Annotated in this window: 18 protein-coding genes and 2 riboswitches; of the genes, 10 read left to right on the top strand and 8 right to left on the bottom strand. The window is 44.9% G+C overall.

The features are described from left to right. Positions 1-2: 2 nt before the first annotated feature. Positions 3-986 carry a Holliday junction branch migration DNA helicase RuvB gene (ruvB, locus tag ACAM37_RS03165; RefSeq protein ID WP_007115934.1) on the bottom strand — a complete coding sequence of 328 codons (984 nt, stop codon included), beginning with the start codon at positions 984-986 and terminating at the stop codon, positions 3-5. Positions 987-1,079: 93 nt separating this feature from the next. Further along, on the bottom strand, positions 1,080-1,532 hold the full coding sequence (locus tag ACAM37_RS03160; protein ID WP_369626544.1) for a hypothetical protein: 453 nt from the start codon (positions 1,530-1,532) through the stop codon (positions 1,080-1,082). Between the two features lie 456 nt (positions 1,533-1,988). Continuing rightward, positions 1,989-2,105: riboswitch (glycine riboswitch) on the top strand. 31 nt (positions 2,106-2,136) lie between these two features. Next, positions 2,137-2,270: riboswitch (glycine riboswitch) on the top strand. Between the two features lie 139 nt (positions 2,271-2,409). Between ACAM37_RS03160 and gcvT the strand changes: the two genes are divergently transcribed. The 6 genes from gcvT to ACAM37_RS03130 all read left to right on the top strand — a co-directional run bounded on the left by gcvT (position 2,410) and on the right by ACAM37_RS03130 (position 10,109). Continuing rightward, the gene (gcvT, locus tag ACAM37_RS03155) at positions 2,410-3,543 is read left to right on the top strand and encodes a glycine cleavage system aminomethyltransferase GcvT (protein WP_369626543.1); all 1,134 of its coding nucleotides are present in this window, start codon (positions 2,410-2,412) and stop codon (positions 3,541-3,543) included. A 114-nt stretch (positions 3,544-3,657) separates the two neighbouring features. Continuing rightward, a complete protein-coding gene (locus ACAM37_RS03150; RefSeq protein ID WP_128679871.1) occupies positions 3,658-4,044 on the top strand; it encodes an MliC family protein in 387 nt (128 codons plus the stop codon). A 247-nt stretch (positions 4,045-4,291) separates the two neighbouring features. Then, entirely contained in the window at positions 4,292-4,672 is a 381-nt protein-coding gene (gene gcvH, locus ACAM37_RS03145; RefSeq protein WP_007115930.1) for a glycine cleavage system protein GcvH, read from the top strand. A 149-nt stretch (positions 4,673-4,821) separates the two neighbouring features. Then, positions 4,822-5,556, top strand: a complete 735-nt coding sequence (locus ACAM37_RS03140) for a nitroreductase family protein (protein ID WP_369626542.1) — start codon at positions 4,822-4,824, stop codon at positions 5,554-5,556. A gap of 110 nt (positions 5,557-5,666) precedes the next feature. Next, positions 5,667-8,549 carry an aminomethyl-transferring glycine dehydrogenase gene (gene gcvP / locus ACAM37_RS03135; protein ID WP_369626541.1) on the top strand — a complete coding sequence of 961 codons (2,883 nt, stop codon included), beginning with the start codon at positions 5,667-5,669 and terminating at the stop codon, positions 8,547-8,549. 168 nt (positions 8,550-8,717) lie between these two features. Next, positions 8,718-10,109, top strand: a complete 1,392-nt coding sequence (locus tag ACAM37_RS03130) for a GntP family permease (protein ID WP_369626540.1) — start codon at positions 8,718-8,720, stop codon at positions 10,107-10,109. Between the two features lie 61 nt (positions 10,110-10,170). Here the strand turns inward: ACAM37_RS03130 and ACAM37_RS03125 are convergent, their stop codons facing one another. From ACAM37_RS03125 to ACAM37_RS03115, 3 genes are all read right to left on the bottom strand, one after another. Continuing rightward, complete coding sequence (locus ACAM37_RS03125; protein WP_369626539.1) at positions 10,171-11,382, bottom strand: ribonuclease D; 1,212 nt, start codon at positions 11,380-11,382, stop codon at positions 10,171-10,173. 82 nt (positions 11,383-11,464) lie between these two features. Next, the gene (recR, locus tag ACAM37_RS03120) at positions 11,465-12,073 is read right to left on the bottom strand and encodes a recombination mediator RecR (protein WP_007115924.1); all 609 of its coding nucleotides are present in this window, start codon (positions 12,071-12,073) and stop codon (positions 11,465-11,467) included. Positions 12,074-12,219: 146 nt separating this feature from the next. Then, the gene (locus tag ACAM37_RS03115) at positions 12,220-12,549 is read right to left on the bottom strand and encodes a YbaB/EbfC family nucleoid-associated protein (protein ID WP_007115923.1); all 330 of its coding nucleotides are present in this window, start codon (positions 12,547-12,549) and stop codon (positions 12,220-12,222) included. Positions 12,550-12,728: 179 nt separating this feature from the next. On the opposite strand from ACAM37_RS03115, the gene ACAM37_RS03110 reads away from it, so the two are divergent. Further along, on the top strand, positions 12,729-13,493 hold the full coding sequence (locus ACAM37_RS03110) for an NAD-dependent deacylase (RefSeq protein WP_369626538.1): 765 nt from the start codon (positions 12,729-12,731) through the stop codon (positions 13,491-13,493). 99 nt (positions 13,494-13,592) lie between these two features. On the opposite strand, the gene ACAM37_RS03105 is transcribed toward ACAM37_RS03110, so the two are convergent. Continuing rightward, positions 13,593-14,834: an O-succinylhomoserine sulfhydrylase gene (locus ACAM37_RS03105; RefSeq protein WP_369626537.1), complete on the bottom strand. Its 1,242-nt coding sequence runs from the start codon at positions 14,832-14,834 to the stop codon at positions 13,593-13,595. 157 nt (positions 14,835-14,991) lie between these two features. On the opposite strand from ACAM37_RS03105, the gene ACAM37_RS03100 reads away from it, so the two are divergent. The 3 genes from ACAM37_RS03100 to dusA all read left to right on the top strand — a co-directional run bounded on the left by ACAM37_RS03100 (position 14,992) and on the right by dusA (position 19,412). Next, positions 14,992-16,689: a phospholipase D family protein gene (locus ACAM37_RS03100; RefSeq protein WP_369626536.1), complete on the top strand. Its 1,698-nt coding sequence runs from the start codon at positions 14,992-14,994 to the stop codon at positions 16,687-16,689. A 299-nt stretch (positions 16,690-16,988) separates the two neighbouring features. Beyond that, positions 16,989-18,311 carry an MFS transporter gene (locus ACAM37_RS03095; RefSeq protein WP_369626535.1) on the top strand — a complete coding sequence of 441 codons (1,323 nt, stop codon included), beginning with the start codon at positions 16,989-16,991 and terminating at the stop codon, positions 18,309-18,311. Positions 18,312-18,443: 132 nt separating this feature from the next. Beyond that, positions 18,444-19,412: a tRNA dihydrouridine(20/20a) synthase DusA gene (gene dusA / locus ACAM37_RS03090; RefSeq protein ID WP_369626823.1), complete on the top strand. Its 969-nt coding sequence runs from the start codon at positions 18,444-18,446 to the stop codon at positions 19,410-19,412. Between the two features lie 17 nt (positions 19,413-19,429). On the opposite strand, the gene ACAM37_RS03085 is transcribed toward dusA, so the two are convergent. Beyond that, entirely contained in the window at positions 19,430-20,164 is a 735-nt protein-coding gene (locus ACAM37_RS03085; protein WP_369626534.1) for a CPBP family intramembrane glutamic endopeptidase, read from the bottom strand. Between the two features lie 29 nt (positions 20,165-20,193). Next, positions 20,194-21,024 carry an alpha/beta fold hydrolase gene (locus ACAM37_RS03080; RefSeq protein WP_369626822.1) on the bottom strand — a complete coding sequence of 277 codons (831 nt, stop codon included), beginning with the start codon at positions 21,022-21,024 and terminating at the stop codon, positions 20,194-20,196. Positions 21,025-21,074 lie beyond the last annotated feature (50 nt).

The raw sequence follows: 21,074 nt of genomic DNA, 5'->3' as shown, positions 1-21,074 counted from the left end.
AACTAAGTCAACATCCGCCCCCGTGCGGTGCGTACGATATAGCCTTGCTGAATCAGATACGGCTCAATCACATCTTCAAGAGTGCCTCTATCTTCTGCCAAAGCCGCCGCAATCGACTCAACCCCCGCAGGTCCCCCATTAAAACGCTCCTCTAGCATCTCAAGATAACGTCTATCAAGATTATCAAGCCCGCGTTTATCAACTGCCAGCATATCGAGTGCGCTATGGGCAATTTCAGCGGTGACGGTGCCATCGCCTTTAACTTGGGCATAGTCGCGTACGCGGCGTAGCAACCGATTGGCAATACGCGGTGTACCGCGCGAACGTCTAGCGACTTCCACTGCCCCTTCTTTGGTCATAGGCACGTTAAGCAATCCAGCCGATCTTGTGACAATGGTCGTTAAGTCCGCCACATTATAAAACTCCAATCGCTGTACAATACCAAATCTATCGCGCAGTGGCGAGGTCAACAAACCTGCTCGCGTGGTCGCAGCCACCAAAGTAAAAGGCGGCAAATCAAGCTTTATGGAGCGTGCAGCCGGTCCTTCGCCAATCATAATATCAAGCTGAAAATCTTCCATCGCAGGATACAAGATTTCTTCAATCATCGGGCTTAAACGGTGAATCTCATCAATAAAGAGCACATCACCAGGCTCTAGATTGGTCAGCATTGCTGCCAAATCACCCGCGCGTTCAAGCACAGGGCCAGACGTCGAGCGCAAATTGCCGCCCATCTCACGGGCGATAATGTTGGCGAGTGTGGTTTTACCCAGTCCAGGCGGTCCAAATATCAAGGTATGGTCGAGCGCTTCTTTTCTCGATAATGCCGCGTTAATAAACACGCCCATTTGTTCTTTGACCACAGGCTGACCGATATATTCAGCGAGTAACGCTGGACGGATATTATTGTCATTCTGGTCTTCTGAGCGCCCCATCGGACTAATCAGACGTTGCTGAGAATTGGCACTTGAAAAAGGTGGAATCATAAGTATTTGACACTAGTTACAAGTTTTAACGAGGATAATAGCACTGGCAAATCTTGCCAGTGCTATGGGATGTAGAGAGAAAAAGTAAAAAATTTAGGGCAATACACGCTGCAATGTCATATCACATCGGGTGCCTTGACTGTCCTTGCACCACTGCATCTGCTCGCCTTGCTGTTTCACATAAGCGACCAAAATATCGCCCGTCTGGTCAACGCGATTGCCAGAACAGTCTGTTGCATTGTTATCATATTGGGTCTGAATCGCTAGTGCAGGTAAGCCATCCCCTGTGTCGGCGTACAAATATTTGCCATACGTAAATTCCTGACCGCTTGAACCGATAAACTGCTGATCGCGCCCAAAATTATACCGCTCTTGGCAACTTGACTGCGCAGCGTCGGTTTTATCAAGTTGCAGCTGCCACTGTCCTGCGATATTTGGCAAAATATGAGTCGACACTTGCGCCACTTGCTGTTGGGTTTTGCTATCATCGGGCAACGTACCCCCCATTGCTAAACTGGTTAAAATGCCTATCAACGAAATATTCATCAAGTCCATCGTTATTTTATTCCTTTTATCATGCCATCTTTATAAGGTAACAACCCAACTCATCTACCAGTTCTCAATCAGCCAATTTGCCCTCAGCGAGGTTAGAATTGACGTTTATAGTAACTTTTAATAAATTTTGGTAAAAATTTTTGGTATTTGGGGTTAATATTCAAAGATATTCAAAATGTTAAAGGCTAAATTATTCTGCTTTTAATGGGGTCAGCGCGCAAAATTTTAACCCAAAACCACAAAAATTATTTAAGCACTTTAGTTAAACACTTTAACTTTATTTAACTACTTAAAGTTTCATGTTCATCAATGGCTTTAATCATACTTGCTTTTGGCTTTATTTGCTATAACACAATCACCCTCATAATGCAGTCTTGCTAAAACATCAGCCGGTCATAAAATCTGTGCAAATTTGCTTGTCAAAAAGTTAAAAACCCAGCATAATAATCGAAGATGTCAGGAGAGAATGTTGTTTTGTTTTTCATCAAATTATGAAATACCAAAACCATCACCGAAGGCGTAAAGACCCTATAATCGCTCAGGTAAAAGGACTGGAATCGTAAATTTTGGCAGTGGCGTATGCACTGCATCAAAATATAACAAATCTGGAGAGTGTATTGCTTTGCAATGCCACCGAAGGGGAAAAGATTGACTTGTCTATTTATAGTATAAGAAGTAAGAAGTGACAAGTCGATTGAAAATCTCAGGTAACAGGACAGATAGGGCTGATAGCTACCGACATAAAGTTGGATTAGTTTTAGTGCTCTATTGATGTGCGATGTTTGGCTTTAGCGTTTTATCCCACGCTATTAAACCATCAAATCAAACATCAAACCGTTATTTGATTTTACCCACTCAAGGATTTGCCATGTCAGCCACAGACAAGCCTTTAAACCGCACCCCTTTTTATCAATCCCATATCGATAGCAACGGCAAAATCGTTGACTTCTCTGGTTGGGAATTGCCTATCCATTATGGCTCACAGATTCAAGAACATGACGTTGTGCGTACGGATGCGGGCATGTTTGACGTGTCACATATGGTCGTGACTGACATCACCGGCAAAGATGCCAAAGCTTGGCTGCAAAAACTGCTCGCCAATGATGTCGCCAAACTCAAATTTGTCGGTAAAGCGCTTTATTCTGCCATGCTAAACGAAAACGGCGGTGTGATTGATGACTTAATCGTTTACCGGATGAACGATGCAGAGACCGAGTATCGTATTGTATCAAATGCCGCCACCCGTGATAAAGATTTGGCACAGTTTGACAAAATCGCCAAAGACTTTGCTGTCACCATTACCGAGCGCCCAGAACTTGCTATGCTTGCGGTACAAGGCCCCAATGCTCTGCAGAAACTGAGCCAAGCCAAACCAAATTGGGCAGATAGCCTAACTACCTTAAAACCCTTTGTGGGCAAAGATTTGACCGACATTGAAGGCGTAGATTGGTTTGTGGCGCGTACCGGTTATACGGGTGAAGACGGCGTTGAAGTCATTTTGCCACAAGCACAAGCCTCAGCATTTTTTACCTTACTCAAAGACCATGGCATCGCCCCAGCAGGATTAGGTGCCCGTGATACATTACGTCTTGAAGCGGGCATGAATTTGTATGGTCATGAGATGGATGAATCCATCAATCCGTATGAATGCGGTATGGCGTGGACGTTAGCGGTAAAAGATGATCGGGATTTTGTGGGTCGTGAGGCTATGCAAGCCAAACAAGACCAAGCGATTGCTGAGGGTAATGACGTCATGCAAGTAGGTTTAGTGCTAGAGTCACGTGGGGTACTGCGTGAAGGCATGACGGTCACGCTAGACAATGGCAAAACTGGCGTAATCACCAGCGGCACTTTTAGCCCAAGCCTAAAACAATCGATTGCGATTGCCCGTATTCCAAAGACGACGGATACAGCAGCCACCGTTGATTTGCGGGGCACACCGACGCCAGTACGTATCATTTCGTTACCGTTTGTTAGAAATGGCAACAAACAATTCAACTAAGATTTTATCATGTTATGATGGATTTAGCGCTTATTAATGAACAACATTCAAATAATTAGTCAGCGTAATTTGAAAAACCCATAATAAATTCATCCTACTTTAGAAGGTAAAATCATGAAAAAGTTACTGTTTGTTGTACCGTTTTTGGCAAGTTTGGCGGCCTGTACCTCAACTCCTGTGGCACAGCCTAGTCCGTCACAAGTGTTGGCAATTCAAGCAAATTCACAAACCTTTAAATGTGACAATAACACTGAAGTTGTGGCATTCTATGGCCAAGAAAACGGCAGCAATGTCGCTAATTTAAAAATCACCTCGCCAATGCTCGGTCTAAACCAAGCCGCGATGGTATTAAAACAAGATGTATCAGGCTCGGGTAACCGCTATACCTTGTCGAATGCCACCAAAACTACCATGTATGATTGGGGCGTTAAAGGTGCAGAAGGTGCGTTAACCGTGACCTCACAAGGACGTGATTATAACTTTGTGTGTAATACTATTTAATCCCATTTACTTGTTGAATGGGTTAAACCGCTAAGTTGGTTGTTAAGGTTGGTCGATATACATTGTATCGACCAAATTTTTGTTACTTATGTTTGTTAAATTACTAAGCTTTTAAATACTAGGCTTTTAAATACTTAGCTTTTAAATACTAGGCTTTTAAACATGTTTAGTAAACAGGCGCCAAGTGTGACTGCTTGGCTAACAGCCTTTTATTTTCACCCCTACTTTCGCTTTGAGGAAAATAGTTATGAGCAATATTCCAGCAGATTTAAAATATGTGGCTAGTCATGAATGGTTACGCCAAGAAGAAGACGGCACTATCACAGTTGGTATTACTCACCACGCCCAAGACTTGCTCGGTGACATCGTATATGTTGAATTGCCTGAAGTGGGTGAACACGTTGACGTGGATGCTGAAATTGCCGTGGTCGAATCTGTAAAAGCTGCCTCGGATGTCTACGCCCCCATCGCTGGTGAAATTCTAGCAGTCAATGAAGCATTGGTAGATGCGCCAGAAACCATTAATGAAGACCCTTATGGCGAAGGTTGGTTCTTTAAAATCAAACCAGACAATGCCGATGATTACCAAGGCTTGATGGACGCAGACGAGTACCAAGATAGTATTTAATTATCTTTATCTCATCGCTTTTATCTAATCGTTATAGAGTCTAGCACTAAGGTAATCGCTTGATTACCTTAGCCTGTTGTCCTATCAATTAACTGTAACGCATCCTTTATTTTGAACGCATCCTTTATTTTGTTAACTTGAGAGCTGATATGTCAACACTTACCCCGCTTGCTGACCCAAAACAAGCCAGTTTTTATGAGGTGGTGAGCACTCGCCGTTCGGTACGACGCTTTACCAAAACGCCCATCAGTGATGAGGTGCTGAACGCCTGTCTCGATATGGCGATGTTAGCGCCTAGCTCAAGTAATTTACAGCCTTGGCAATTTTTTGTGATTGAATCAGAAGAAAAGCGCCAAAAAACTGTGACCTATTGTATGAGCCAAAATGCAGCAAAAACCGCCAATAAGCTGATTGTCGTGGTCGCTCGTACTGACACGTGGCGTCAACACGCCAAAGACAATATCAAGTATTTTCCTGTCAAACCTGTACCAAAACCTGTGCAAGATTATTATGGCAAGCTTATTCCACTGACCATGACGCGCGGTGTGATGAATGTGTTCACCCCTGCCAAATGGGCGCTGACGCAAGCCACTCGCAAAGTCAGAGGTGCGATGGTTGACCCCATCTATGATGCGCAAGACCTTAAAAACTGGGCACTCATTAGCACCTCACTGGCTGCCGAGAATTTGATGCTCGCCTTGCGTGCCCACGGTTTTGATAGTTGCCCGATGGGGGGATTTGATGAGCCACAACTCAAAAAATTGCTTGACCTCAATGAAGAGCAGCATATTTGTATGGTGATTGCTGCCGGTGAGCGCGACGAGCGTGGTATCTATAGTGAGCAATACCGTTTTGAGCGTGAGCGCTTTATCGTTAAGGTGTAATATCGTTAAAGTGTAATTTTTATCCATTCAACCGATGTTTGTCATGGTAGCCATGACAAAACCTGCTATTTTTATTTTCAATGTTTTATCAGACGCTAAAGGAAACTTGAATGAGTCAACCGTCTTTTCAATCATTTGCTGATTTATTCCAATCATCAGAATTTATTCATCGTCATGTTGGCCTTAGCCAAGATGAAAAAGAAGCAATGCTAAAAGCCGTCGGCGCTGACAGCATGGCAAGCTTTATTGAACAGACGGTGCCAGCTTCGGTACGTCTTAGCAAAGAGTTAGATTTACCCCTCAGTATGACTGAGCATGATGCCTTGGCAAAGTTGCGCGGGTTGGCGGATAAAATCAAGGTCAATAAAAGCTATATTGGCTTAGGCTATTATCCGACTCGCCTACCTGCGGTGATTCAACGTAATGTGCTTGAAAACCCAGGCTGGTACACGGCTTATACCCCTTATCAAGCGGAGATTGCCCAAGGTCGTTTAGAGGCATTACTTAACTTCCAACAAGTTTGTATTGACTTATCAGGTCTTGAATTGGCGGGCGCAAGTTTGCTTGATGAAGCGACTGCGGCGGCTGAAGCGATGGCGATGGCAAAACGCGTGGGTAAAAGTAAATCTAACCAATTTTTTGTTGATAGCCGTATCTACCCTCAAACCTTAGATGTCATCAAAACCCGTACCAAGTATTTTGGTTGGGAGGTAGTGGTTGGTGATTTTGACGTTGCCAAGAATGGCGATTTCTTTGGCGCAATTTTCCAGTACGTGGGCGCGCAAGGCGATGTGGTTGATTTAACTGATATCATCAGTGCGGTCAAAGCCAAAGGCACGCAGACAATCGTTGCTGCTGATGTGATGAGTCTGGTACTTCTTAAATCACCGGGTAGCATGGGTGCGGATGTGGCACTGGGCAACACCCAGCGTTTTGGTGTGCCGATGGGCTTTGGTGGTCCACACGCGGCTTATTTTGCCTTTAAAGACAGTGCCAAGCGCTCTGCCCCAGGTCGTATCATTGGCGTATCGGTGGATGCTCAAGGTAAACAAGCCTTGCGTATGGCACTACAAACCCGTGAACAACATATCCGCCGCGAAAAAGCCAACTCAAATATTTGTACATCGCAAGTGTTACTGGCCAATTTGGCTGGGATGTATGCGGTGTATCATGGTCCTGAAGGCATCAAACGTATCGCCACCCGCATTCATGCGTTGGCAAGCGCTTTTGCCCAAGCCATCAAACAAGCTGGTATGTCGATTGTGCATGAGCAGTTTTTTGATACCGTGTTGGTGAACACCCAAGGTCAAACTGAGCAAATCTATCAAAATGCCCTCAATATCGGCTATAACCTGCGCAAAGTAGACGATAACCATATTGCCATTGCCTTTAATGAAACCAGTGATGCAGCGGATTTTGGTGTGCTCACGCAGTTATTCACAGGCGTAGCGGCTCAATTATCCGATGATATCAGCTTGTCTTTGCCAGCATCATTGCTACGTACCGATGCGATTTTAACTCATCCTGTCTTTAATCGTTATCACACCGAACATGAAATGCTGCGTTATTTGAAAAAGCTAGAAAACAAAGACTTGGCGATGAATCATAGTATGATTTCGCTGGGTAGCTGTACCATGAAACTTAATGCCACTAGCGAAATGCTACCGATTACTTGGAATGAATTTGCCAATGTGCACCCATTTGCGCCACGTGAACAAGTGGGCGGCTATATTGAAATGATTGAAGGCTTGCAAGAGCAACTCAAAGCCATCACAGGGTTTGATGCTATCTCTATGCAGCCAAATTCAGGCGCGTCAGGCGAGTACGCAGGACTATTAGCGATTCGTCGTTATCATGAAAGCTTAGGTCAACCCAACCGTCATATCTGCCTAATTCCGCGCTCCGCTCACGGCACCAATCCTGCCACAGCACAAATGATGGGGATGGAAGTCGTCGTGGTAGCCACCGATGAGCGTGGTAACGTTGATATTGCCGACTTGACTGAAAAAGCGGAAAAATACAGCGACAATTTGGGCGCCTTGATGATTACTTACCCTTCGACGCACGGTGTGTTTGAGGAAGGTATCCGTGATATCTGTGACTTGATTCATCAACACGGTGGTCAAGTGTATATGGATGGCGCTAACATGAACGCGCAGGTCAGTATGATGCAACCTGCGGATGTCGGTGCTGACGTCCTACACATGAATTTGCACAAAACTTTCTGTATTCCACACGGCGGTGGCGGTCCTGGCATGGGTCCTATCGGTATGAAATCACATTTGGCGCCTTTTATTGCCAACCACGTCGTATCTGCGGTACCCAATGCCCAAGATGGCATGAGTGCGGTATCGGCTGCCCCGTTTGGTTCAGCCAGCATCTTGCCTATCTCATGGATGTATATCACCATGATGGGTCGTGATGGCTTGGTGCAAGCGACAGAAGCTGCGCTATTAAATGCCAATTACACGGCTATGAAATTAAAAGACCATTACCCTGTACTTTATAGCGGTGAAAATGGTCGCGTCGCCCATGAATGTATCATTGACATCCGCCCACTAAAAGCCGAAACAGGTATCACCGAAGTTGATATCGCCAAACGCTTAATGGATTACGGATTTCATGCGCCTACCATGTCTTTCCCTGTGGCAGGTACTTTGATGATTGAGCCCACTGAGTCAGAAAGCAAAGAAGAGCTAGACCGCTTTATCTCAGCCTTAATTCAAATCAAAGCTGAGGCGATGAAAGTTAAAAACGGCGACTGGCCAGCAGATAACAACCCACTGGTGAACGCACCACACACCGCGCAAGTGGTAACCGGTGACTGGGATCGTCCATACAGCCGTGAAGAAGCCGCCTATCCACTTGCCTATGTACGTGACAATAAGTTTTGGCCATCGGTGAGCCGTATCGATGATGTGTATGGCGACAAAAACTTAATCTGTTCTTGCCCCGATATCTCAAGCTATGAGAATGGTGAAATCGCAGAGTAAACTTCAATCAACACTTACCGTATTTTTTACAAAGGCCATGCAAAAATGTGTGGCTTTTTGCTATAAAGCCAATTGCGAGTCAAAAGAATTCTGCTATGATGCAGGGACTCAAAAAATTTGTAATCACTACGCATTACTTCAAACCCATCATAAGTCAAGGATGACATTATGTTTAGTACCATTGCGATTATTATTTCGCTCTTTCTATTAATGTATTTTGCCTATCGCGGCTATTCTGTATTAATTTTAGCGCCTTTGATGGCCACCCTAGCGGTTGCGCTGTCAGGTGATATTCTAAGCGCACTGCCTATCTACACCACCGTTTTTATGAAAGCGTTGAGTGGCTTTTTATTGAAGTTTTTTCCCATATTTTTGCTCGGGGCGGTGTTTGGTCAGCTCATGGCAGATTCTGGGGCTGCCACAGCGATTGCCAGAACGGTGGTTAATAAATTAGGCGCGAATAAAGCCATACTGGCTGTGGTTTTGGTCTGTGCGATTTTAACCTATGGCGGTGTGTCGCTGTTTGTGGTGGCTTTTGCCATTTATCCGATTGCTAAAGATTTGTTCAAGGCAGCAGGGGTGCCAAAAAGGCTGATTCCAGGGGCGATTGCGTTAGGGTCATTTACCTTTACCATGACGGCGTTACCCGGGACACCGGCCATTCAAAACGCGATTCCCATTCCCTATTACGGTACCAATGCCTTTGCCGCACCCATACTGGGTATTATTGGTTCGCTCGTGATGTTTGGCTTGGGTATGCTGTGGCTGCAACGACGCGCCCATAGCGCCAAAACGGCTGGCGAGGGATATGGTATTCATGAAGATGATGAGCTGCATGCTAATAACCTAGACCCCCATCACACCTCTTTTATGGTGGCGATGATTCCTTTGGTATTGGTCATCGGCATAAATGCCTTGTTAACGTATGCGGTTTTTCCGAGTATGGATTTCTCTGCACTGCAAGCGCAGTTTAAAGACTTGGATATCAAGGGCGCTTTGGGACTTTGGTCAATCATTATCGCTTTAGTCACCGCGATTATTGCTTTGATTGTGCTGCGCCTAGGCAAATGGACGAACTTGCAACACAGTCTCAATAAAGGCACTTATAGCTCCATGTTGCCTATTTTTAATACAGGCTCAGAAGTCGGTTATGGTGCGGTAATTGCAACATTGGCGGGTTTTGCAATTTTACGTGATAGCGTGTTAAATCTATCGCCTAGCAATCCATTAATCTCAGAAGCTGTGGCTATGACTACCTTAGCGGGCATCACCGGTTCTTCTTCTGGTGGCTTGAGTATCGCGCTGCCCATTTTAGGCAAAGAATATTTGGCACAGGCCGTGGCGCATGGGATAAATCCTGAATTATTGCATCGTGTCGCAGTGATGGCAGCAGGTGGCTTAGACACGCTACCGCATAGTGGTGCGGTGATTACGTTATTTGCCATTTGCCATTTGACCCACAAGCAATCTTATAAAGATGTCGCCATAGTGACGATGGCAATTCCGCTGATTGCGGTGACGGTGGTGATTGCTTTGGGTACCATGCTGGGTTCGTTTTAACCTGTTTATTTTTAAGCCATTTAGTAGTAAAAAATCCCACTCAGCGGTGGGATTTTTTTATTTATTCAGCGGTCGTTTCATGGTCAATAGATGGCGGGTTGTTGGCAATCACCGTATCTAAAATGGGTAAAATCTCTGCCATAATCCACGCTTTGCGCCACCCACTCAGCCAAGGGCTTAATGCCGGTTTTTCTGCTGCGACAGCATAAGCATACAGCTCTGACAGCCATTTTTTTCGCATCAATACTGTCTCATCAATTGACAGGGTTTGCCCATGCTGCTTAATCGCTCTTTCCAGTTGTTTTTGCACATTATTAGACAGACTGCGATACGGTAAGGGCAATAGGGCTGGATAAGCTGCGTCATCTTCTTTTCGCACCTTATCAATCAGCGTCAAAATCTCTTGACCATACATGCGAATCACATTGGGCTTGATACTGGTAAAACTTAGCTGCTTCATGCTAAAAGGCGGTTTTTCGATGATTTCACGGAGCGCCTGCGGGCGCAGGATAAAAGTGCGCGGTCTATTGATTGATTTGGCAAGTTGTTCGCGCCATTCGCACAGCGTTTGCAGCATTGCCAGTTGCTCGCGATTATCGCGGTAATCAGCGACACTCAAGTACAAGGCGTTATCAGGCGTGGTAAAGTTGGCAAAAATTTCTTGCGTATAGCTTTGACAGTCTTCAACTGCGTATTGCCATAAGCCTTGTTCTGTCAACTGTGTTTTGATGGCAACAAACATCGGCAATAAATAACGCACATCGTCTACTGCATAGCTTTCTTGCTCAGGCGTTAATGGGCGCTGCAACCAATCTGATTGGCTTTCACCTTTATCCACATGCACAGCAATCGTTTCTTGCAGCGATTTTTGATAGCCAAGCGAGTTTTCACCAGTCAAAAAACCCAAACCAATTTGGGTATCAAACACATTGCGCAGCGCAGGCAAGTTGGAGAGTAAATAATAAATCCCCAAATCTTCGCCACACGCATGTAACACCACGGTGGGTATATCCGCTAACACTTCCCAAAATTCTTCTAAATACAGCTTTGGCGCGTCAATCAAATAAATCGCTTTGCCTGTATTGATTTGAATCAGCGCAAGAATGGGAAAAAAGGTGTCGCGCTTGATAAACTCAGTGTCTAACGCAATGGTATCGACTTGCTCTAGGTCATCGAGCAGGGCAAAAAGCGCGTCCTGAGTTTTCACCCAATGGATTGGCAAGTCATGAAGTTGTTGTAATTGGGCTGGGCTTAACGGGTTTTGGATGAGCATAACTTGGGTCTTGTGGACGGATAATTTAAGCGTATTTTATGATGAATCTAGGATTTTGTCTTGTCAAACTGATGAAAAGATTTTATAACCGTCCACGATTTTGCAGGGCTTGACCCAGTGTCATACTATCTAAATATTCAAGCTCGCCGCCCATCGGAATCCCTTGGGCAATCCGGCTGATATGGGTAACGTAAGGCTTGACCGCTTCACTGATAAAATGCGCGGTGGTTTGCCCTTCTACCGTAGTACTGGTTGCCAAAATAATTTCTTCCACCGGGGTTTGCGCGGCTTGGTGTTGTTTTAACAGCCCAATTAGCTGATTGATGCCGAGCTGCTCCACACCAATACCATCAATGGGTGATAAATGCCCGCCAAGCACAAAGTATTTACCGTTAAACCCAGCGGTTTGCTCGATTGCCATCATGTCTGCTGCCGTCTCTACAATACAAAGCACGCGCTCATTGCGGCGCGGATCGCTACATATCGGGCAAATATCTTCATCTGATAAACCACGGCATACTTGGCATTGCTTGATATCATGCATCGCTACAATCAAGGCTTCGCCCAATGCTTGACCTTGCGGGCGCTTATAGCTAAGCAAGTGCAGTGCCATCCGCTGGGCAGATTTGGGTCCGACCCCAGGTAGTACTTTGAGTTGTTTTACAAGTTCATCAAATTTTGGCGTAAGCATAGGCGCATTCTTATAAAAATGATAAAAAATAAAAAAAGCTGACAATCAATTATCAGCTTTTTATGGGGTTTTGCCTGTCTAATCGCAAGGCAATTTTCCACTATTTTATAGCGCTACTTTATAAGCCTAGTATAGCCCTAGTGGGTTTAAAATAAACCATTCATCCCTGGTGGTAAACCCATGCCGTTGGTGGCACTCGCCATTTCAGTCTCGTGTAGTTCATCGGCCTGACGCACGGCATCATTGATAGCAGCGGCAATCAAATCTTCAATCATATCAGGGTCATCTTGCAGTAGGCTAGGATCGATTGATAAACGTTTGACCACATGGCGACCATTCATGGTGACTTTCACCAAGCCACTACCCGCTTCGGCATGTACTTCTTTTTCTGCCAGTTTTTTCTTGGCATTTTCAACGTTTTTTTCCACTTGCTTTTGCATCATTTGCGCTTGTTGCATGAGGGCTTGTAAGTTCATGAGTGTTCCTGTTTGTTTCTAATGTTAGTGGCTCATTGTAGCGAATTTGACCGCAAACTGTCTATTGCTAATCGTTAGCCCAAATTTTTAACCTAAAACTGCTGATCTAAAATCATTCACATAAAAATGCTAAGATAACATCACTACCATAAACCCATTAACAGCAAGAAACTACGACTATGACAACAACTACACCCGCATCGCTAGAGGTCGCTCTCTATAAATCCGCTAGTGTTATTAAATGCGCCCAAAATATTGCCATTCTGACGGGGGCAGGTGTCTCGGCTGAAAGTGGCATTTCGACTTTTCGGGATAAACTTACCGGACTGTGGCAACAATACCAAGCCGAATATTTGGTCAGCATTCAAGCGTTTGAAAAGGAGCCTGCATTGGTGTGGCAATGGCACCAATGGTGGCGTGGACAAATCGCCGATAAACAGCCCAATCCTGCCCATTTTGCCTTAGGTGAATGGCAAGCATTGGCAAAGCAGCAAGGCAAAACTTGGACGCTGTTTAGCCAAAATGTCGACAATCTGCATGAGCAAGGCGGTGCCACGGTGGCAAAACTGCACGGGGATTTGGCCAAAAATCGCTGCCATGATTGCGGCAAACCGTATGACAAAGCCATTGCTATCACAGACACTGAGCTAAAGCATTGTGAATGCGGCGGTTTGATTCGCCCGGATATTGTGTGGTTTGGCGAGATGTTGCCACAGGAGGCTTGGCAAAAGGCAGAAACGGCAACGCTCAATTGTGATGTATTGGTGAGTATTGGCACATCAAGCGTGGTTTATCCTGCGGCGGGCTTGATTGATTTGGCAAAACAACAGGGCGCAACCGTCATCGAGATTAATCCCAATCCGACCCACACCACAGCGGTTGACATCGTGTTACCCGACAACGCGGGGAAAATATTGCCGTTGTTGGTTAATGCGATGAAATAAAAAAGCCAGATAAAAAAGCGCTATAAAACAGCGCCATAAAAAAGCCAGTAAATTTTGCTACTGGCTTTTGGGTTCTGGCTAATGGGTTTTGACTCTATATTAGGCGAGTGTATCCAAACCGCGTTTTAAATCAGCGATAATGTCATCGACATCTTCAAGCCCCACCGAGAAGCGAATTAAGCCTTCGTTCACGCCTGCCTCGATTCTTGCTTCAGGTGTCATGCGAAAATGGGTCGTCGTTGCAGGATGGGTAATGGTGCTTTTGGCATCGCCTAGGTTATTGGTAATCGAAATCATGTTGGTACTATCAATAACATGCCACGCTGCTGCTTGGTCAGCCACCTCAAAGCCAATAATGGCGCCAAACGCACCGCCTTGCACATTTTTGAGTGCCGTGTGTTGGCGTTTAGCGATGTCATGGGATGGGTGATCGGGCAACCCTGAAAAATGCACTTTGCTGACTTTTGGGTGATTGTGCAAAAATTTAGCGATTTGATTGGCATTTTCGCAGTGGGCTTTCATACGTAGCGACAAGGTTTCTAGACCCTTTAGCAACACCCACGCATTAAATGGCGATAGACTAATCCCGCCGGTACGCACTACCCCAAAGGCTTTTTCCATCAAGTCATTGTTGCCGACCAATGCACCGCCTAGCACACGGCCTTGACCGTCAATATATTTACTGGCGGAATGCAATACCACATCCGCCCCCAACATCAAAGGTTTTTGAATGGCTGGGGTAGCAAAGCAGTTATCGACGATTAATAGTGCATCGTGATTATGCGCGAGCCTTGATAAAAAGCTTAAATCGGCAATTTGCGCCAAAGGATTGGAGGGGCTTTCGCAGTACAGCACCTTGGTATTTGGCTGCATCGCCTGTTGCCAAGCGTCATTGTCAAAGCAATCGACATAACTTACCTCAACGCCAAACGCTTTAAAGTAAGTATCAAACAGGGCGACGGATGAACCAAATAATTGCTTGGCTGCTAGCAGATGGTCACCGGCTTGCAAGTACGCCAAACACATGGTCAAAATCGCGCCCATGCCTGATGCGGTTGCCACGCAGCGCTCGCCTTCCTCTAACGCTGCCAATCTACGCTCAAAAGCGCGTACGGTCGGATTGGTATGGCGCGAGTAGACATTGCCTTTTTTATTGCCATTAAAATGGTCGGCGGCATCGGCGGCATTGTTGTATACGTAGGAGCTAGTGGTAAAAATCGCTTCGTTATGTTCGCCTTCATCGGTACGGTGATAACCGCCACGCACGGCAATGGTTTGGTCGGCATAGTCTAGGCTTAAATCAAGTGCATCACTTTGCCAGTTGGGGTCTAATTGGGTCATAATGTTACATCTTTTGTGCATCAAATAAATTATGATAGCATAAGTTGGATTTGACGGTGGATTTCAAGTCAGTATTTTATGCAAAAACGCCGTGACAACCAACTTTTCTTAGGCGAGCGCCACGTTAATCAGTGATTTTTTTAAAAGGATTCAGGCTTTGGTAGCAGCATTTTATTCGGTATCTGTTGGCTTTGTGAGACTAGCATCGCAAAAACTCACGCCCAAAATTGTGACATTTTGCTTGCCATTGCTATTTACGCTGCTACTTACGCCACTGACCGCTTGTCAAATGCTGCCGAACAATCCCCATATCGCCGCTACGCCAACTGTATCAACGCAGCTGCCAGGTGCGCAAAAATTTTCCGAAAAATCGCGTATACAAGGTCATTATTTAATCAGTCGTATCAGTGCCAGCAAAAACCCCTCACCGAGCAAATTTTCCGGTTATTATCCGCTGATTGATAGCAGTGATGCGTTCGCCTCACGCAGTATTTTGACCGAAATGGCTCAGCAGACCATCGATATCCAATACTATATTTGGCACAACGATGCAGCAGGACAATTGATGCTTAAAGACTTATACCAAGCCGCCAATCGGGGTGTCAAAGTACGATTGTTACTCGATGATTTAAATACCAATCCTGAGCTTGACCAACAGCTACTTGCCTTTGCGGCGCATGCTAATATCCAAGTGCGATTGATTAACCCCAAATTGGTGCGTAGCTTTACCCCCGCCAATTTTGTGGTAGCACTGCCCCGCTACCAACGCCGCATGCACAATAAAAGCATGACCTTCGACCGCCAGTTATCCATCATTGGTGGGCGCAATATTGGCGATGAATATCTGCGTAAAGATAGCATCGCTGAGTTTGCTGATTTGGATGTTTTGCTTGCCGGCAAAGTGGTCAACCAAATCAATGATAGTTTTGAAGATTATTGGGATAGTCCTCTATCGTATGATATCGAGCGTTTGGTCAAACCCTCAAAAAATCCCGATCGTAATAAAAGCGATGAGCCATTTTTGGGGACTTTGACGGCGATTGCACCGGTCAACAGCCAGTCCCATCTGCATAAAAGCTCGCAACTTTATCGGGTACAAAATGGCGCCATAGTCGATAAACAACTGTATAACAAAAAAATCCAATTTCGTTGGCAACCGATGCAGTTTTTGGCAGATGATGTCAAAAAACTGCTTAATCAAGATGATAAAGATAGCCGATTGGTATCCAAGCTTCGGGCCCGTATTGGCACCCCAAAACAGCAATTGACCATTGTCTCATCGTATTTTGTGCCCACTGACTTGGGCGTACTGCAACTAAGCAAACTCATGGAAAACGGGGTAAAAATCAATATTTTTACCAACTCGTATGAATCAACCGATGTGCCTATCGTGCATTCCGGGTATAACGTGGCACGCGTGCCGATGCTCAAAGCAGGAATTGGACTGTATGAGCTAAAATCCTCTGCCGATGCAGACTTTCGCCGCAAAAAACGTAGCTTATATCGCAGTAAGTATAGCACCAGTTTGCATACCAAAGCCTTTGCGGTGGATGACAAATATACGTTTATCGGTTCTTACAATGTGGATCCGCGCTCTGCCAACATCAATACTGAGCTTGGTGTGCTGATTGAAGATAAAGCGCTTGCCAAATCCTTTCATAATACGTTTGATAACTCTATGCTCAATATCAGTTACCGCGTACATCTTAAGGATAATGAACAACTGATGTGGCAAACCCATGATGATAAAACCAATAAAAAGCTTATCAGCTTGGATAAAGAGCCGCATATGACGTTTGTCAATGGACTTTGGCTAAAGATTTTTTCTGCCTTGCCATTTAAGCGCTTATTGTAAGCTGATATATTACAAAAAACACACATTTTTGATAGTAAAAATAGTACCAAAATCACTATAGTATGCGGTTTCAAAAAGTAATATATCTCAACTGTTAAATCATGACGTTTGCTTGTAATATTTATTTAAATAATTAAATTTATTACAGTTTTGATAAATTACTGTTCAATTTGTCAAGTGATTTAATTTATCAGGTGAATAGTGACGAATTTAATTCTTTAGCGCGTTAGATAACCTATCTGTCCATTGATTATAAAGCTTGCAGACCTTTAGCCAGCTTCTAGGTGATATTGTCGACTATGCCATTTTTTCATGATGCCAACGAAGAAATTAGGGATTTAAATCGCTACGAAAAAAACGTGGTGTATTTAACGATTTTTGGGGCTTTTTTTGCTTCCTTTGATTTTACAATTTATTTTTATTTTAATGATAGTATCAATCAAGCTTTTTTCCCAGAAAATATACCTGAGTCATTAAAGTCGATTTGTTTTTTGCTGCTGATTTTAGCCGGTTATATGTCAAGACCGCTAGGCGGTTTGATATTGGGTGATATCGGCGATCGCTATGGCAGAAAACATGTGTTGCTGTATAGTTTGCTATTGGTGGGTGCGTCTGGTTTAGTGATTGCCTGTTTGCCTAGCTATCATCATATAGGTGTGGCAGCGATTGTTCTCATGCTATTATTGCGTTTAATTCAAGGCTTTGGCTATGGGGCTGAGGTGCCCGCTTCATGGGTCTATATTGCTGAGCATATGCCACGTCGTCAATTAGGGTCAGTGTGTGGCGCCCTCATCAGTGGAGTGATTTTGTCGACTTTGATGGGCAATATTTTAAGCGCCACGTTATCAAATATGCTCACCCCCACCCAGATGCAATCGTATGGTTGGCGTATTCCTTTTGTCATCGCCAGTATCGGTACGCTATTTGCGGTGCTGTTACGAGCCAAGCTTGAAGAAACCCCGCTTTGGCTGATGGCTAAGTCTAAAAAGCGCTTGGTTAAACGTCTGCCAATACGCCGAGCTATTATCAAATACCGTTATGGTACAGTGATGACGCTGGGTTTGTCTTGGTTTACCGCCAGTGTTTATTTGACGATTTATTTGCTTTTACCGATTTTGGGCATCCAGTTTTTTGATGTCGATACCAGTTTGATGATGATATCCAATGGGGTGGGTATTATCTTTGGTGGATTGGGGGCGTTAACCTATGGTTATTTTGCCGATCGTTTTAACTCAGGTCGTGTATTTACTTTAGGCTGTATATTTTTAAGCATTGCCAGTGTTATTTTCTTTGTTTCACTAAAAAACAGTAGTGAGCTATTACTGATTAATTATGCGATTTTAGGGTTTTTCTCTGGCGTGATTGGCCTAGTCCCAAGTATTTGTGTGCGTCTGTTTCCGGTTGGGGTACGCCTAAGTGGTATTAGCTTTAGCTATAACGTAGCATATGCATTGGCAGGCGCATTATTGCCTGTGCTATTGGTTTATTTTTCACATAAATTAATGCTTTCAAGCGCCTTGTATCTGGTGTTTGTCTGTGTGATTGGCATTATCATGGGTATGTTGTTGACCAATTTGCATGGTTTGTATCGCATGGAAGATAAGCGGCTGATGAATTCCTAAGCTTTTTTATCGCTGATAGTTGTTTTACCATCGCTTTTTTTAGCGCCCGCTTTTATTGATTAGCTGATAGATTAGCTATAGATTAGCCACTTTTTTGAATATTTGCCTATGACACTGCCTATAACCCTGCCTATGACCACAATGCAGCATAAACGATTGTCCACCGCACCGATGATTGATTGGAGTACACGCGATTATTGTTACTTTGCTCGATTATTCAATCCTTATACTTACCTTTATACTGAAATGATCAGTACCTCGGCGATATTGCAGGGCGATACAGACTATCAGCTGCGATTTTATCCCAATGAACATCCTTTGGTGCTTCAGCTTGGCGGCTCAAATCCTGACGAATTGGCGCGCTGTGCTAAAATCGGGCAAGACTACGGTTACGATGAAATCAACCTAAATGTCGGCTGCCCGTCCGATCGGGTACAACATTACAAAATCGGGGCGTGCTTGATGGCAGAGCCCAAATTGGTAGCAGATATCGTCTCTGCGATGCGTGATGCGGTGGATATTCCCGTCACTGTCAAGCATCGCATTGGCATTGATAACTTTGATAGTTATGAGTTTATGGCGGATTTTGTAGATCATGTGGTGAAAGCAGGTTGTCAGCATGTCATCGTCCATGCGCGCACCGCTTGGCTACAAGGCTTAAGCCCTAAACAAAATCGTGAAATTCCGCCCCTTCGCTATGAGGATGTGTACCGCTTAAAGCAGGATTTTCCCGATGTATTTGTGGAAATCAATGGCGGTATCACCACTATTGATGAAATCAAAACCCATCTGACGAAAGTCGATGGTGTGATGATTGGGCGTGAAGCTTATCACAACCCTTATATTCTAGCCGAAGCCATGCAGCTGTGGGACGAGCCAGTACCTAGCCGAGCGGATATTTTTTATCAATTACTGGATTTTTTGGCAGCCAGTGACGCGCGTGGCACACCATTGACGGTCATTATGCGCCATTATTTAGGCTTGTTTCAAGGATTGACAGGCAGTCGTAAATGGCGTCAGGCACTTAGCGGGCAAAAATCCCTCTCGGTTGCCCAGGTTCGTGAAGCGGGTGAAGCGGTTTTGGCGTTAAATGCGGGTTAAAAGTTAGCTAAAAAAGACTAGCCGTATAAATACTGTCCCATCGCCAAGCCATTATTCATCATATGCAACACCACAGGCAATAACAGTGACCCTGACATGATACGCCCATAGCTAAATAACATCGCTAGACAAAAAATCCCCAACAACTCGACCACCCCGTATTGCATATGAATCACCGCAAATACAATACTGGTCAGCACACTGGCACCCCACATACCGAGCTTTGAGCTGGCAAGCCCTGTCCACATAAACCCGCGAAATATCACTTCTTCATAAATCGGCGCAAATACCACCATCGCCAGCACAAGCAGCCACCGTGGATGTGCGGACTCAGCAAGATTGTCCATAAACATCATGGGCTCGCGACCCAGCCAGACGGTGACTAGGTTGATGATAACATTTAGCACAATCAGCAGCGCGCTACATTGTAACAACTGATACCAAGTAAAGGATTTAAGGGCAAGATAATCTTTGATACGGCTGTTTTTAAATCGGATAAACAAATAAACGCAGCCGAGCACCATGGCTAAGGTAAAGCCTAGCGCTAGACTCATTAAGGTGCCGTTTTCACTGCCCTGCAACACTTTTTCAGCGATATCCAAATTTGCGGCATCTTGTAGCACCCATGGTGCAAATAACACCACGCCAATCAATTGACTGGCAAAAAACACCGCTAATAACACCATAGATAGCACAATGGTCTTTGGCAAATCGTAGATGGGGGTACTAGGCTGTAATGATAAATTTTGCACATTAAACCCTTTAATGGATGTTTGTGTTGTTACTGGATATCATGATTGACTGAGTGAATAAGCGCTTTGATTCGTTGAACCGTACTGGCTGGGTACTCTAGCGGGAACATGTGCCCCCCTTCATGCACTTCGAAATCAATGCCCATACGCTGTTTGACCAGCGCAGGAAACCCGCGTTTGAGAAACAGGCTATCTTTACCAGTTATTTGCTTGGCAGGGACAGCCGGCGGATGGTTAGGTTTTTGCCAGTATAGCGAGGGGTTGGTACGAAACACCGCCACTTCCACCGCTTTTGGAATGGTAAGCGTCACTTGCCCATCTGCGGTATCAGTCAAGCCATAACCAATAAAATCATTAAAACAGCGCTCATCAAAGTGTCGATAGAATGCTTTATGCCGCAGATGCTCGTAGGCGACTTCACGACTTGGCCATATATCACGGCGATGGCTTGATAGACCTGCAGGCGTGAGCCTATCTACTAACCGTGGGCTAAAGCGTTTTGCCCAATGCAGTGCCATCGAATAGTAGCCATGAATGAGGGGTGGGTCTAAGGCAATCACTTGGCTAAATAGCTCAGGCGCTTGATAGCTGGCTTGCAGCGTACACAATGCACCAAGCGAATGCCCTAGCCCGATGACCTTGGTTTGCCCGCGGGCGCTTAAGTGCGCTTGGATGCTATCAATCACTTGTTGGGTCAGTTTTTGCCAATGATTGTCAACCGGATAACGCGGGTCAATGCCTAACGCTGGAATATAGACAATATCAAATTCATCACTCAGCAAATCAAACAGATATTGATAGGTTCGTGATGGAATCCCATTGGCATGCGCAAAGTGTATCAGCGGTTTTTGTCCTGCCACTTCTATGCCTGTCGCTAGATGCGCAGACAGCAAACGATGGGCTAATGGAT

Source organism: Moraxella sp. K23, assembly GCF_041154765.1.
Lineage (GTDB): Bacteria > Pseudomonadota > Gammaproteobacteria > Pseudomonadales > Moraxellaceae > Faucicola > Faucicola tetraodonis.
Note: the sequence above shows the minus strand (reverse complement) of the source record. Positions and strands in the feature narration are given on the sequence as shown.